12 protein-coding genes are annotated in these 14,390 nt (G+C 38.3%); 4 read left to right on the top strand and 8 right to left on the bottom strand.

Annotated elements, in window-relative coordinates; all coding sequences use genetic code 11:
• Window positions 1-56 precede the first annotated feature (56 nt).
• The 8 genes from Q0K96_RS03780 to Q0K96_RS03745 all read right to left on the bottom strand — a co-directional run bounded on the left by Q0K96_RS03780 (window position 57) and on the right by Q0K96_RS03745 (window position 7,604).
• Window positions 57-1,283 (bottom strand): DGQHR domain-containing protein, encoded by a 1,227-nt coding sequence (locus Q0K96_RS03780; protein WP_297332675.1) that lies wholly within the window; start codon window positions 1,281-1,283, stop codon window positions 57-59.
• Window positions 1,283-1,855: a hypothetical protein gene (locus Q0K96_RS03775; RefSeq protein WP_297332674.1), complete on the bottom strand. Its 573-nt coding sequence runs from the start codon at window positions 1,853-1,855 to the stop codon at window positions 1,283-1,285. The genes Q0K96_RS03780 and Q0K96_RS03775 overlap by 1 nt, the downstream gene beginning before the upstream one ends.
• Window positions 1,848-2,246 carry a DndE family protein gene (locus Q0K96_RS03770; protein WP_297332673.1) on the bottom strand — a complete coding sequence of 133 codons (399 nt, stop codon included), beginning with the start codon at window positions 2,244-2,246 and terminating at the stop codon, window positions 1,848-1,850. Before Q0K96_RS03770 ends, Q0K96_RS03775 begins: the two co-directional genes overlap by 8 nt.
• Window positions 2,230-4,329, bottom strand: a complete 2,100-nt coding sequence (locus Q0K96_RS03765) for an AAA family ATPase (RefSeq protein ID WP_297332672.1) — start codon at window positions 4,327-4,329, stop codon at window positions 2,230-2,232. The genes Q0K96_RS03770 and Q0K96_RS03765 overlap by 17 nt, the downstream gene beginning before the upstream one ends.
• Window positions 4,326-5,690 (bottom strand): DNA phosphorothioation system sulfurtransferase DndC, encoded by a 1,365-nt coding sequence (gene dndC / locus Q0K96_RS03760; RefSeq protein ID WP_297332671.1) that lies wholly within the window; start codon window positions 5,688-5,690, stop codon window positions 4,326-4,328. The genes Q0K96_RS03765 and dndC overlap by 4 nt, the downstream gene beginning before the upstream one ends.
• Window positions 5,691-5,855: 165 nt before the next feature.
• Window positions 5,856-6,419, bottom strand: a complete 564-nt coding sequence (locus Q0K96_RS03755) for a conjugal transfer protein TraD (RefSeq protein ID WP_297332670.1) — start codon at window positions 6,417-6,419, stop codon at window positions 5,856-5,858.
• Between the two features lie 2 nt (window positions 6,420-6,421).
• Complete coding sequence (locus Q0K96_RS03750) at window positions 6,422-6,832, bottom strand: DUF3408 domain-containing protein (protein WP_297332669.1); 411 nt, start codon at window positions 6,830-6,832, stop codon at window positions 6,422-6,424.
• On the bottom strand, window positions 6,816-7,604 hold the full coding sequence (locus tag Q0K96_RS03745) for a ParA family protein (protein WP_297332668.1): 789 nt from the start codon (window positions 7,602-7,604) through the stop codon (window positions 6,816-6,818). Before Q0K96_RS03745 ends, Q0K96_RS03750 begins: the two co-directional genes overlap by 17 nt.
• A 647-nt stretch (window positions 7,605-8,251) precedes the next feature.
• Here Q0K96_RS03745 and mobA point away from each other — a divergent pair.
• The 4 genes from mobA (at window position 8,252) to mobC (ending at window position 14,390) form a co-directional block, all read left to right on the top strand.
• Window positions 8,252-8,689: a conjugal transfer protein MobA gene (mobA, locus tag Q0K96_RS03740; RefSeq protein ID WP_297332667.1), complete on the top strand. Its 438-nt coding sequence runs from the start codon at window positions 8,252-8,254 to the stop codon at window positions 8,687-8,689.
• A gap of 2 nt (window positions 8,690-8,691) precedes the next feature.
• Window positions 8,692-9,954: a conjugal transfer protein MobB gene (mobB, locus tag Q0K96_RS03735; protein WP_297332666.1), complete on the top strand. Its 1,263-nt coding sequence runs from the start codon at window positions 8,692-8,694 to the stop codon at window positions 9,952-9,954.
• Between the two features lie 151 nt (window positions 9,955-10,105).
• Window positions 10,106-11,953, top strand: a complete 1,848-nt coding sequence (locus tag Q0K96_RS03730; protein WP_297332665.1) for an NERD domain-containing protein — start codon at window positions 10,106-10,108, stop codon at window positions 11,951-11,953.
• A gap of 436 nt (window positions 11,954-12,389) precedes the next feature.
• Window positions 12,390-14,390: a conjugal transfer protein MobC gene (mobC, locus tag Q0K96_RS03725; protein ID WP_297332664.1), complete on the top strand. Its 2,001-nt coding sequence runs from the start codon at window positions 12,390-12,392 to the stop codon at window positions 14,388-14,390.

Genomic DNA, 14,390 nt, shown 5'->3' with positions numbered 1-14,390 from the left:
AAATTATACGAGCTTTAAATACAGTCTATACAAATGTAGTTAACTTCCAAATGAGGCTAAACATCTGTAACTTTAGCGGGTAACGTGGCATCTACATTTTTTAAAATACTTTTGTAAGCATTTAAAAGACTATCTTCTTTATCAGATGGAAACCTATTAAGCATATACAGCGTTAAGTCAAAAGCCAAATTTTGATTTTTTTGTCTGACTTCCATACTGCCATTGTTCCACAAGATATTTTCAAGGTAGCTAGCAGGAAAAACAAAACTTAATTTATTTAAATTTAAAAGTTCACTGGTATCGATATTGTTTAACTTATAATATACATAGATCTTTGCCATCAGTATTAACCCTATCGGTCTAAATAACAAGTGTGAATTATTAGCCCTAGCCTGAATTAAGGTCAAAGCTGAATCTAGAAAATAGCTTTTATAATCAGTTAAATTATTAAACATAAAATCATAAAAATCGGTGGCTATTTTAAAAAGTGCCTCTACATTGTCAAGATCATTAGGCTTCGTCCCAGCTGGAATTTTAAACAGCTTTTTTAAATGTCTGTTGACTGTATGTAAAGTTACCAAATTGGTAAAGTGGGTGCTGTCATCCTTATCCAAGTTAGATTGTTCTGAAACAGAAATAGTGTTGTCAGCTTTGAAAAAACTGTAATCGCTGTACAATTTTCTGGCAACAATCGCGGATATATCGTCTTCATCTATTATAATCCTATCGCCTTTAGAAACCGGTTTAGCATTCGTATTTATGTCTGAGAATAATCTTCTTGTTCTCTTCCTTCCTTCTTCATCATCAATATGAGCTATAAATAGCACCGAATATTGGTCATCTTTAACCTTTTCAGGGGCTTTCTCCAGCGCAATTTTAATTCCTTCGACACGGTGCTGTCCATCAATAGCGAATATTTTTTCATTTCCATCAAAAATCATTATACCCATGGAGGATTCAGAATTTTCGATATCACTTTCATCCAAAACTTCCAGAAACTTCTTAGTTAGATCAAATTCAATCCAATCCGGGACGCCATCAAATACGCCCAAAATAATTGAGTTAAAGAACCGAGAATCGTGACTGAGTAAATATCGTGCTATATCATGTTTGCGTTCTTTTAGTTTTCTTTGAAGCACTTCATCCAAGCTTTCAGCCTCACGGATCTCTTTAACAGTTGATACAGAGTCGGAGATTTGCTTTGCAGTCATCAAAGATGAATAGTAAACCCAATTTCCTATTACACCTCTTAAACATGGCAGAGCTAATTTATAGTTTCTCATTAATATGATTTTTTTATTGACTTGATTTCTACTGGAAAATCGCGATCATTAGCAATAGGTACAAAAAAACCATGCATTGCTTCTTCAATCTGCTCCAAAACTTGCCAGGTAACATTTACCGTAGTGTAAGAAACATATGCTTCAGCATAATACTTCTTCAAGATCCTGTGTATTTTTTTACGTTTCTTAATAACATTGTAATTCAGGTAATCGTTTAGTCTCTCTTTCAATGGCCTATTGGATCCGTCCTCTCCTGAAATCCCGACATATACAACAAATTTCGGTAAATCATTGATTCTGTTTGGAGGCTTAATAATAAACAAATAAATCCCTATGTCATCAGAAGGTATTAATGTATCTAAATCGGGCCTACTGTCGAATTTAAATTCCTGCCAATTGAAAACACAACCTGTTTGATTTATTATTCGATAATACTTCTCCCAGTAATTTGGATCTAGGATGAACGTCTCTTCTGAGTTTTTATATCTCAGCTCATCTTTAAGGCTTAAATAATCTACTACATGAGTAGTATAATTTGCGTCTAATAAATCGAAAGTTGAATCCCTAATCATTTATTATCTTTAAACTGTTCTCAATCTTTTCAGAAAGAAAATCAAAGCCGTCCATATTTGAAAGACTGTTGACTTCACTAGTCAACAACTGAAGACCATCATCAACGTGCATTTTTATATATCGGCCAATATCTTTATCCGTTTTATACAAGCCATAATGCACACAAAGTAAACCCAGGTAAATATCATAGTAATCTCCAAAAAGTACTCCTTTAGAATACTCTTTACCGCTAGCATCCTGGATATCATTTAAATCGAGCTTCCTGTTTTTGGATAGTGAATACGAAAAAGCAATTCTGGCAATCACATTTTCAGTTCCTAAACCCAATTTACGGGTTAGGAAAGCTACTACTTCCTTATTCTTTTTGCTTGTCTTAATTTGCGTAAACATCCTCTTCCCTTTTTAAATCCTTAAATAGCTGGTCAACAGCAAATGCCTTGAAGCTTGACCCTTCACGCTGATTTTCAATTACAAAAACATTATTTACATAAGGTTTTAGGTAATCATACTCCAGTTCCGATAATTCTTTTTCTAATAGTGGGAATAGGACCACCTGTTCCGAAATAGCGGGATAAAATTCCTTAATGATATTCTTAGAATGATATTTGTCGAACTTCTGTAACGGGCTATCAATAAAGACAGGAAATTTAATACCGGACTCATCGACTAATGCTTTTAATAATGCTGTAGCATATAGTTGTTGCTCGCCTTTAGACAACGAATCCTTATCAATGGTAGTATCGTTTCTGTCAAGCAAATCAATATCCATCACATCATCGGTTACGTTCACGCGGATATTGTGAATAAAGTCGCTCTTATGCATGATTTTCCTAAGCCCAAGCATAATCGATTTCTGCAGCGAATATTTTTTATCTTCTTTGATTTTTTGAATAATCGTACTTATCTTTTTTAATAGATTTTCGGTTACTTCATATTTTTTTTGGTCGGTTTCTACTAGCCTGAAATTTTTTTCATATTCAGATAAAACCTTTCTTGTCGAGTTCAGTTTAGCATTCAGGCTATCTGATTCTTCGATGAGTTTCCCTTTGTTTAAGGTCAGTACGGAAATCTTATCTTCTATTTCCTTTTTCTCCTCACGCAGTTTTTTTGCCAATGGATTATCCTTCCTAGCCTCAGCTTGGCGGATTTGGCTATATACCTTGCTAAGAAACATGCGGTTGTTCTTTTCTTGCTGAACAACAGCATTAAACTGATTGGAAAAGGCACCTTTTATATTGTTAAATACTGCGTCAAAATTCCTGGCTTGCTCGACAGAAAAGTCTAAGAGTACCTTTGCTGAATTCGGTTTTATTGGAGTATTTTCTTTATCAGACAAAGTTTGTTTCAAAGCGCGCTCTACAATAATTCTAGTGTCAGTATCTAAGCTAAAAGATTCTAATTTCTTTAAAAGGGCATTAGAAAAGGAATCTAATTCCCGGATCAGGACAGTTTTGTCTATTGAACCGGATTTCTGCTTTTGCTCTAATAAAATCTGTTCCTTTAGCTGCAGCATTTTCTCCCCTGCAATTACTAAAGGGGCGATATCCATTAATTTCTTCAGTTTACCTTTAATTTCAACAGAATCATGTTTTAGACGGTCCCGTTCGGCTTTCATGCTCTGAAGTTCCTCTAAAGTGACTCCGTTACCTTCACGGATTAGTTTTTCCTGAAGGCCTTCACTGATTTGTTTAAGATTATTGATGTCACGATCTATGTTAACCTGCTTGTCGTGATTGATTTCAAGCAAACCAATTAACTCACTTTCCTTAGCAGTTAGCTCGCGTAACTTAGTTTGTTGCATATCAGATGCGGCACTTCTGCGAAGTTTTATCAACAATGTTTCGAGATTCTTTTTTAGGTCTTCGTATTTCTTGATTCCCAGAACTTCCGAATAAGCCTTACTAAGGTTTTTTAACTCTGACTTAGTTTTTGCTTCCGCCAATGAGACTATCTTCTCTGCATCAAAGAAAAAGAACTTGGCTATCTCACGAGGTAAAATGAAATCATTGATAAAAACATCCAAACCAACTTCCTTTGTTAATTCGTTTTCCAGGCCATCGATAAAGATCTTTAATTCTTCTGCATCTTTTCTTAAATTATACGATCTCTTGATAACTACAGACCTACATGGTATTGAAGGGATTAAAATGTCCTTTAGCTCAATTTCTACCGAGAAAACGGGGAGAACTTTTCCATCGCTCTCAAACTCTGTTTTAATGTCCCGATTTAGAAGCGTTTTAATGAATTTTTCGTATCCTCCGGCATTCTTGATATCTTTTTTGTATTTCTCTTCTACTTCACTCATCATCTTTCCGTAAAATACCCAAATTAAAGAAGTAAGGAAAGTGGTTTTACCAAAGCCATTTTTGCCGGCAATAATATTTATATTTTTAGAATTGTTGGGAGAAAACACAATTTCGTTTTCCCCTTTGTAAATTCTGAAGTTATGAAATTTTATTTTACTGATTTTCATTGCTCGTTCTCATTTACAAAATTTTCAATTCTCTTTTCGACATCATTATGAAGGCCATATTTGGATATCATTAATGTTTTTGTTTCCTGTAATGCAATGAGGTTATCAATCAAATGGTAATATCTAACATCTTCTTCGCATACATCCCTTAAGATCCTTCGCTCGGTATCGTCGAGGGATTTAATATTGTTTGTACTTATTTCCTTATTGTAAATTTCCTTATATAAGTCACCGACAGTATGCTCAAAATATCCATCTCTATTCCATATTACCTGAATTGCTATAAGCTCTTGATTGTTTATTAAGGTTACATGCGGGCGATCTTTTTGAATCTCCTTCTGAACAGACAACAGGTCTTTAAGGATCTGGTATCGGTATTCTGAAGTATAATTGCCATTAAATGTCCCGTCTTCCCTGACAGCCTCCTGACCATTTCTTCTGGTATCCGAACGATTCTCGGAGATGTTACGACCTTCAACCAATCTGTTTCTAAAATCCAATAGAGGCTGCATCCAGTTCTGGCCGTTATTTACTAAAGACGACATGGACTTATCGTTCTTAACAACAGTACAGGTCCAACATCCAAATCGGCTTTGTCCACAGGAATTGTGTTCTTTGTTTACCACCACTGTCGGGCACTCGTAATCGTCAGCACTAGCGTCAGCATATATTTGGAACAGAATTGAATTGTCAAATCCCCATGGAGACGGAACGGCATTTATGATGTACCACACCTCGTCTAATAGCATTTCTTTAATTGGAGCATAGGTATAAGTATTGACCGAAGTTTGGTGTTTTGATAATCTTTTTCCGGTCACTTCATGGCGGCGTATTGACCGTTCTCGCGTAGCACTTTCATCGTATCGGGTTCCCAGCAAAACTATTGCTTCCCCCATTTGGTCAACTTGCTCAACAAGGAAATTTGATGTTGGGCGTATTTTCAGCTTATCGGTACACCACCTGAAGGAATTGTTTGGTACTGGGTAGCCTTTGCCGATTACATTGATCCAAAATGTTTCTTCCAATTTAGGTGTAGTTTTTTGAACAAATATTGGTAAGTCCTGATCCCTGGCGGCCTCACTGATTTTTACAAGAACATCCTCGACATAATTTGCAATAATTGGATTTTCAACCATTGTATCATTGCAGACAACATAAACTTTTCTTCTTAGTTGGTAAGGGAACGGCATTTCAGTCCTGATCCTCTGTAAAGCAATCCAAACCAACATTAATAAAACGGTAGAATCTTTACCTCCACTAAAGCCTATAATCCATGGTCTCTCAGATTTATCTGCATAAGCATACTGATCAATGATTTCGGCTATAATTGCTTCAACTTTTTTATTCTTTATAGGGCTCACACTACTTTATATTTGTTACATTTTGGAAAAAATACACTTTATTATCAATCTATGCAAAAATAATTATACTTATTAAAGAATAGGTAACCGGAAGCAGTTATTTTGGTATCGTTTATATTATGTTTTTTTGCATAAAGATAGTTAGGAAAATTTAACCACCGCTGTCTATCCATTGGCTAGGTGGCTGTCCAACAGGGTTGCTATTTTTGTGGATGCCTCCCCAACTTTGCTTTCCAGCAGATTCAAAAGTTCGGTTCCATCGATTTTAGAAATAATACTTAAGGCATCTTCTCTGTTAGAAGGTACAGCCGTCTCACGCTCCAGTAACCTTTCGAGGCTAGCAAGTTCATCAAAGGTAACCCCTGTAGCAAAACCATCTTCTGTGCCGTAAGCCGAGTACCTTCCCATTTCTTCTTCCTCCTCATTCCAGTCCGGTAATATTTTTTCAGCCATTTCTGGCTCTTCCTGCGGAATCTTATAAACCTTAGGTCTTCCCTCATGTCTTTTGTCAAAGTTATCGGTTGTGCTTAAAGTATCTTCCCTTTTGCTTTGGGCGGTACTAGGGGATGAATAATTGGAAGCATCTTTCGGCCTCCCAATAATATCAGGCAATCCGGCCAGCGGATCTTCATTATGTAGTACATTATTTTTTTCTTTTTTTCCTTGTGCTATAACATATACTAACAGCGCAATTGCCAGTACTAACAGGCATATAATAATAGTCTCCATAATTATAATATTGGTTTATATTTATCATCAAAACTCTTTTTAATCTGGTCACTAAACTCTCTGAAGTGATACTCCAGCACATTTTCCAAATAGGAATAGAGGCTCACTTTGTCTTCTCCGATAACCTGTACGATCCGGGTAAGCCTCTCATGGAAATCCTGACGGATATAGACTGATTTTCCTAAACGGGCGTTCCCCTCAGTATTTCGTAAAAACAAGGTTTCGTAGTCCTCTGAAATATTTTTTCGCAGCTTTTTATCTTTACTTACTGAAGGCTCTTTCGAGGGGTGTCGCCTATCTGGGGCAGCTTTCGCCTCAAGCCCTTCCTTACGGACACCGCCTGCCATCATGGACATCAGGTATTGCTCATCGATCTCCCCGCTGTCGCTGTTTTTTTTATCTTCCTTTTCCATATCGATTACAATTCAGTATTTGTAAAAACTCATTGATAAAGGCATCAAGATTGCAGCCCTCCATCAGGCGCTCATCGGCTGGTAACAAGGTGGACCGAAATACTGCCTTTGCATCAGGCTCGCTTTCTTTCCTGAACCGGACGCTGTTTGTAATGGTATTTTTCATCAGTTTTAGCCCAAGCGACCGGATAAATTCGCTATAGGATTCATATAATGGGTTGCGTTCCCTACCATCTACCTGGTTCCAAAAGAGATAAACTTCTTTGATACTGACACTTTGTTGTTTCATCAGTACATCGGTAATTAATTGTGTAAAGACCAGTGTACTTTCCATCACCACCCGGTCAGCGATTATTGGGGTAAATACGTAATGCATTCTCGCCAATGCTTTAATGATCCCTGCCGAGTTTACCGTTCCGGGCAAGTCAAAAAAGAGTATATCTATGGGGGCTTCTGACGAGGCGATTAACGCCTGGGCAGCTTCAAGCGCGTTTTCTGCTTTATGCTGAAGGATAGGATAGGCTTTTTTATTAAGGGTCAGGAATTGCCGGTGCGCCATCTTTTTAAACGCTTCATTTTCCATAACAGCTTTCATATCCCGTTCACGCATCTGCACCAAGCTGTACTGGGGGAAGTCGCAGTCTAATACCGCAACATTGTATCCCAATCGGTAGTGCATCGCACTTGCTACAAGACTTGTAAAAGTGCTTTTACCAACACCTCCCTTTTGGGAAGCAAAGGCTACAAATAATGTGTTGTGCTGTGTTTCCATATTGTTATCCGTAATTATTTATACTTATTTATGATACCATACCATCTTACCGATACTGTTATAGTTATAGGTTGTTTCGTAAGCAGGTATTTATGGCTGCTATTATGTGTAAAGTTGCGAACAACGGTATGCCTGGGCGGGCACATGGCTATAGTTATATTGACACTCACATATCTGCATCCTTACCTTTTTTTGTATTTTTTTATAAATGCCTATCAGTCTGCTTATACCGTATCACTGGCGTTCGGTTGTGCCAGTGTAGCTACATAATTACGTTTATACATGTCAACGTAATTACAAATGCAGGAACAATAGTACACAACTAATTCGCAGATTTTCTCCTTTGGAAGTGATGGGCATTATACGTCTTTCCTTGGCACTGATTTGGCTATCAATGATTTGAACAACAAGCCTTTACTTTGCAAGTACCAAAGTGATTATCCCCAAATATGGATAAACGGCAGGAAGCCGTTTTCATCCTTGCTAAACTTAATCTGTCCAGCAGGGCGGATTTCCTTTCGCAGGAAAGGAGCAAGTTATGTTTTGAGGCACCCGAAACCCAATCGGTGCCTCAAAACAACTTGCCCTTGCAGGGAGCTGGAACATCCCTCCGAAGTCGGGTGTTTTAACTTTAAAATGGATTGATTATGAATGAACAGGATAACGAACAAAGGAAAAAAGGTGGGCGTAAGCCAAAGCTTAACCCAAGTACCCACAGGCATGTGTTTCGTCTGAATGACGAAGAAAATGCAAAACTGTTGTCGCTGTATGAGACTTCCGGTATGCACAACAAGGCAAAGTTTATCATTTCACTTCTGCTGGAGAGGGAAATTAAGGTGGTAAAAATTGATATGCAGGCAATGGAATACCATACGCAGTTGACAAAATTCTACACCATTTTCAGGTCGGTAGGCGTAAATTATAACCAGGTGGTTAAGATATTATACCGCAACTTTACTGAAAAAAAAGCGGCAGCTTACCTGTACAGACTCGAAAAACAGACCCTTGAAATGGCTACACTTTGCAGCAAAATTATTGATCTAACCAAGGTATTTGAGTCACAATACCTCAATAAGAAACAGTAAAAATGATTGCCAAGATTGGTAAGGGAGTAAATATTTTTGGCGCTGTTTCCTATAATCAACAAAAGGTGGAGAGGGAAAACGGCAAGGTATTGCTTACCCATAAGATACCTGAGGCATTTGATGGCCACCTGACTACAGCGCAGATCTGTCGCTCCTTCGAGCCGTACCTATTGGCTAACAACAAAACGGAAAAGCCGGTTAGGCATATTTCCCTGAATCCCGATCCCTCCGATAAAGTCAGTGACGAGCGCTTTATGAAGATGGCAGAGCAATATATGAAGGAAATGGGCTACGCAAGCCAGCCCTACATAGTCTATAAGCACACTGATATTGAGCGTACCCACATCCATATCGTGACAACCTGTGTACAAATCGATGGACGCAAGATCAACGACAGTTATGACCACCACCGTTCTATGGCAGCCTGCCGTAACCTTGAAAAGAAATTTAATTTAAAACCAGCGGATGAAAAAACACAGCAAAATGGCCAGCTTTTTTTCAAGCCTATTGACTATGCCAAAGGCAACGTAAAAAGCCAGCTTGCAGCAGTAATCCGGTATTTGCCCCAATATTATTTGTTCCCTAATCTTGGTACTTATAATGCGCTACTTTCCCTCTTTAATATTACCTGCGAGCAGGTAAGCGGGGAAGCCTATGGCAAACCAAAAAAAGGTTTGGTCTACTTTGCCCTTGATTCTAAAGGAGAAAAAGCGGGTAATCCCTTTAAATCTTCCTCGTTCGGCCGACATGCAGGCCTGGATCATCTCGAAGCGCATTATGAAAAGTCCAGGACGGAAATGGCAAAGCATCCTTCAAAGGCAATACTTAAAAATACTATTGAAGCTGCTATGCATATGGCCGGCGGGGAGTTTGATTTTAAAAAGCAGCTACTCGGACAGGGTATCAATGTCGTGGTACGTCGGAATAATCAGGGAAGACTTTATGGGATTACTTTTATCGACCATGAATCCCGAAGCGTATGGAATGGTTCGCAACTAGGTAAAAATCTTTCGGCGAATATGTTTAACGACTGGTGGAGCAAAGGGATTAAAACAAATTCTGCCCAAGGGCCTTTTGATAGGCAAGTTCCCACCGTGAGTAAAGAAGACGATATGGGTGGGCCTTTTCAATTATACACTAACCGTGACGATAGATTCCTTAGTGTTTTAGTAGGCCTGTTGCCGGAGAGCCATAGTGAGGATTACGAAGAACGCGATTTTGAAAACCGGATGAAGAAAAAGAGAAAACGTAGTAGAGACATATAAGCAAACGCAATCTATTAGTAAATTAATATCACAGATCCTCTTTTTTTGAGGTAATCAAAATATTGTTTTTCAGGATGTTTTCATTCACAAAAGTTGTATATATTTGAGGTTATTTGCTAATTAGCAGGCATTTTATAACGACACAGCATCAATGGAAAATAGACTTTATCCAACTTGGCAACAATTAGAAGAACAGAATAATCCGTTGGCTGTTGGAGAAAAGTCATTGATAAAATTCTTTGATGACAACTTACCAAAAGACCCAAATTGGAAACCAGCACCAGGACTAAAAAATCTTAAGGATTACAAAGGGTGGTTAATATTTGCTCAGCCTTTTTTAAACGGGACAAGACCTGACATTATAATTTTTAACCCACAAGTTGGCCTTGTTATTTATGAAGTAAAAGATTGGAACTTGGACCACTACGAATGGAGAAAAGGGGAAGGACTTTTTGTAAATGACGGACGTGGTTCATACCCAATTAAAAGCCCAATTGACCAAGTTGAACATTACAAAGAAAGACTGATCGGACAATTAGTTCCACACATTGGTGAGTCAATTGACAAAAATGAAAAAAACTTCGGCTTAATTAAAACAGGGGTCTATTTTCACAAGGCACAGACAGAAGTTTGCCAAGAAAAAATTGGAGCGAAAATCAAAGACTTTAAATACTTTCCATTTTTTGGCTATGATAGCTTGTCAGAAAATCGTTTAAAAGAAATTGTCCCCGATGTCCACATAACAAATAGTAAGTACTGGAATAAGGAATGGAATGAAGATATTTTATTTTGGCTTATTCCACCTTTCCACAGCATTGAGCAAGGAACAGTTTTAAAATTGCGTGGCAACCAAGTTAAAGTTGCTGAACCTAAAAGCGGACATTTCCGTGTTCGTGGTGTTGCAGGAAGTGGTAAGACCCAAGCTCTTGCATATAGGGCTGGAAAACTTGCCTCGCAAGGTTATAATGTTTTAATAATCTCATTCAATATAACTCTTTGGCACTATGTCAAAGATATGATTGCACGTTCGCCTTTTGCATTTAGTTGGGGACAATTTACCTTTACCCATTTTCACGGCTTTTGTAAAGACAGGTTAAATGAATTTGACCAAAAGTGGCCAAAATCAGACGGCATTTCAACTGAAGAGTTTTTTAAATCAGTTGTTCCGAATGCAGTCATAAATGCAGTGCAAGGAAAACAACAACAAAAATATGATGCAATTCTAATTGATGAAGGACAAGATTACCATTACGAATGGTATTCAATGCTTGACAAGTATTTTTTAAGTAGCCGAGATGAAGTTTTAATTGTTTGCGACAAACGACAAAACATTTTTGAACGAGAATTAGATTGGCTTGACAAACGTGTAACCAAAGCAGGTCTTGAAAAATTTAAAGAACCTTACATTGACTTGACAGTAACTTTCAGACTTCCTAAAAAAGTAGCAGTGATGTCAAACGAGTTTAGTGAAGTCTTTGCCTTAAACCAAGAGTTAAAAGTTGGCAAGATAGAAGATAATCCTGTTTTACTACATTCTCATCACATTGTGTGGCTAAATATCACCGAGGATGATTGGAAAGATTTTATATTCCATTCATTTCTGCGTTTAAAGAAAGAAGGTTACAGCCCCTCTGACATTGTTTTACTATTGCCAAATCATAAATTGGGGAAGTTGGCAGTTGATTTATTCAAAGAAAAAAACATTGAAGTGAATCACGTATTTGAAGAAGACACAGAAACTAGTTATCACCCACATAAAAAAGCATTTTGGATGGGTGACAGCAGACTTAAAATGTCAACAATCCATAGCTTTAAGGGCTGGGAACTCTTGAATATTGTTTTGTTTATACCGTCAAAAGCACCTGAAAGCAATACTAAACTTGACGCAATTGTTTATACAGCATTGACACGGACAAAGGAAAATGTAATTATTTTAAATGCGAATAAACGATATGAAAGCTTTGGAGAAAAATTACCAAAAAAATGGAACGAACAATAAAACCGCGCTAACATCAGTTTTGCGTCATATTAGCGGAACGAAAACAAAAAGTATTAATCGTAAAATAATTAAATTTATAAGTGTTTAATTTATTCAAAGAAGTGTTGTAGGCTTCCCTTCTTTAGTACGATTTAAAAGTTTTACCTCGCATCAACTCTTGTGGTGTATTGATAGTATTGTGTCCCGAAATCCTTCACTGCGCCAAGCTCCAAACTGTTAATCCAATATTTTAAAGTATAGAAAGTCGAATCAGTCCAATTACAGCCGAGTAATTTCTTGATTTAAAAGGAAAATAATTGTTGATTATGAAGCCTGCCTATTTCTATTAGCGTTGCAAAAAGCCAACTAGTGCATCTGAGAGCCATACACTACGGTCATAACTTTACCCAACTTTAAAGTTTTTAAGTTCAATCCCTTGAATTAAAAAAGTTGGAACATGCAGGGAGAAGATGACATCAGGGCGCTTGCCAAAATAATGGCGTTTATGAGGGCGGTCAGCATTCTTATTTTGCTGATGCACTTTTACTGGTATTGCTATGGCTGGTTCTTAGATAAAGGCTGGACATTAAACCTTGTTAATAAGATACTATCGAATTTCCAGCGTACGGCGGGATTTTTCTCCTATGGGCTGTATACGAAGATTTTTACAATAGTACTTTTAGCGTTAAGCTGCCTTGGTACAAAAGGGGTCAAAAACGAAAAGGTAACCTGGGCCAAGATCAATTCGGTATTAGCGATAGGCTTTTTGTTTTTCTTCTGTAGTGGGTGGATGCTTTCTTTGGGTAACGGGTGGGCTGTAACGGCATACATGGCAATTGTCGCGACCGGTTACATTTGCCTGATGGTCGGGGGAGTCTGGTTGTCAAGGCTTTTGAGAAACAGCTTGATGGCAGACGTTTTCAATACCGAGAACGAAAGTTTTCAACAGGAAACCCGGCTTATGGAAAATGAGTATTCCGTCAATCTGCCAACCAAATTCTACTACAACAAAAAATGGAATAATGGCTGGATCAACATTGTCAACCCCTTTAGGGCAACTATAGTATTGGGCACGCCCGGTTCGGGTAAGTCCTTCGCAGTGGTTAACAATTACATAAGGCAACACATCGAAAAAGGCTTTTCCATGTACATCTATGATTTTAAGTTTGACGATCTTTCCACTATAGCCTATAACCACCTGCTAAGGCATGCTGACAAATATACAGTCAAGCCTAAATTCTATGTTATCAACTTTGACGACCCGCGCCGCAGCCACCGCTGCAATCCCATCAATCCTGATTTTATGACGGACATCTCTGACGCCTATGAATCGGCTTACACCATTATGCTGAACCTGAACCGCAGCTGGATACAAAAGCAGGGCGACTTCTTTGTAGAATCACCAATTATTCTTTTGGCTGCCATCATTTGGTTTTTAAAGATTTATGATAACGGTAAATATTGCACTTTTCCACACGCTATAGAGCTGCTGAATCAAAAATATGCGGATGTTTTTACAATATTGACTTCTTATCCCAACCTTGAAAATTACCTGTCACCTTTTATGGATGCCTGGCAGGGCGGCGCACAGGATCAGTTACAGGGGCAGATCGCCTCGGCTAAAATACCGCTATCAAGGATGATTTCCCCGCAGCTCTACTGGGTGATGGCCGGTGATGATTTTTCCCTGGACATTAACAATCCTAAGGAACCAAAAATACTTTGTGTAGGCAATAACCCCGACCGCCAGAACATATATTCTGCCGCCCTTGGACTTTACAATTCCCGTATCGTGAAGTTGATAAATAAAAAAGGGCAATTGAAAAGTTCGGTTATAATTGATGAGCTGCCTACCATTTATTTCCGCGGGCTGGACAACCTAATTGCGACCGCGCGTAGTAATAAAGTTGCCGTATGCCTCGGCTTTCAGGATTACTCGCAGCTTACAAGGGATTACGGGGATAAGGAGAGTAAAGTGATACAAAATACCGTTGGGAATATCTTTAGCGGCCAGGTTGTTGGTGAAACCGCCAAGAGCCTTTCAGAGCGCTTCGGTAAGGTGCTGCAGAAACGCCAGAGCATGACCATCAACCGGAGTGACAAATCCACTTCTATATCCACACAACTCGATAGCCTTATCCCTGCCTCTAAAATTTCTACCCTGACGCAGGGTATGTTTGTAGGTGCGGTATCGGACAATTTTGATGAACGCATTAAACAGAAGATCTTCCATGCAGAGATCGTGGTTGATACGAAAAAGGTTGCAGAAGAGGAGAAAAATTATAAGAAGATTCCAAGCATTAGAAATTTTACTGATAACAAAGGAAATGATATACTTAAGAGGGAGGTGGAGGACAATTACAGGCAGGTAAAGCTTGACATTGTAAACATTGTTTACAGTGAACTGGAACGTATTAAAAATGACCCTGAATTGGAACACCTTAAGCCTAAAGGCTAA

The sequence above is a fragment of the Flavobacterium sp. genome (assembly GCF_024305175.1).
Taxonomy (GTDB): Bacteria; Bacteroidota; Bacteroidia; order Flavobacteriales; family Flavobacteriaceae; genus Flavobacterium.
This window is presented reverse-complemented; position numbering and strand designations above follow the sequence as displayed.

Excerpts from the sequence above, each read along its gene's own strand:
- mobB (WP_297332666.1), top strand. The coding sequence starts at position 8,692 with ATGATTGCCAAGATTGGTAAGGGAGTAAATATTTTTGGCGCTGTTTCC.
- Q0K96_RS03765 (WP_297332672.1), bottom strand. The coding sequence starts at position 4,329 with ATGAAAATCAGTAAAATAAAATTTCATAACTTCAGAATTTACAAAGGG.
- mobA (WP_297332667.1), top strand. The coding sequence starts at position 8,252 with ATGAATGAACAGGATAACGAACAAAGGAAAAAAGGTGGGCGTAAGCCA.
- Q0K96_RS03745 (WP_297332668.1), bottom strand. The coding sequence starts at position 7,604 with ATGGAAACACAGCACAACACATTATTTGTAGCCTTTGCTTCCCAAAAG.
- Q0K96_RS03730 (WP_297332665.1), top strand. The coding sequence starts at position 10,106 with ATGGAAAATAGACTTTATCCAACTTGGCAACAATTAGAAGAACAGAAT.
- Q0K96_RS03780 (WP_297332675.1), bottom strand. The coding sequence starts at position 1,283 with ATGAGAAACTATAAATTAGCTCTGCCATGTTTAAGAGGTGTAATAGGA.
- Q0K96_RS03775 (WP_297332674.1), bottom strand. The coding sequence starts at position 1,855 with ATGATTAGGGATTCAACTTTCGATTTATTAGACGCAAATTATACTACT.
- Q0K96_RS03750 (WP_297332669.1), bottom strand. The coding sequence starts at position 6,832 with ATGGAAAAGGAAGATAAAAAAAACAGCGACAGCGGGGAGATCGATGAG.
- Q0K96_RS03770 (WP_297332673.1), bottom strand. The coding sequence starts at position 2,246 with ATGTTTACGCAAATTAAGACAAGCAAAAAGAATAAGGAAGTAGTAGCT.
- Q0K96_RS03755 (WP_297332670.1), bottom strand. The coding sequence starts at position 6,419 with ATGGAGACTATTATTATATGCCTGTTAGTACTGGCAATTGCGCTGTTA.
- mobC (WP_297332664.1), top strand. The coding sequence starts at position 12,390 with ATGCAGGGAGAAGATGACATCAGGGCGCTTGCCAAAATAATGGCGTTT.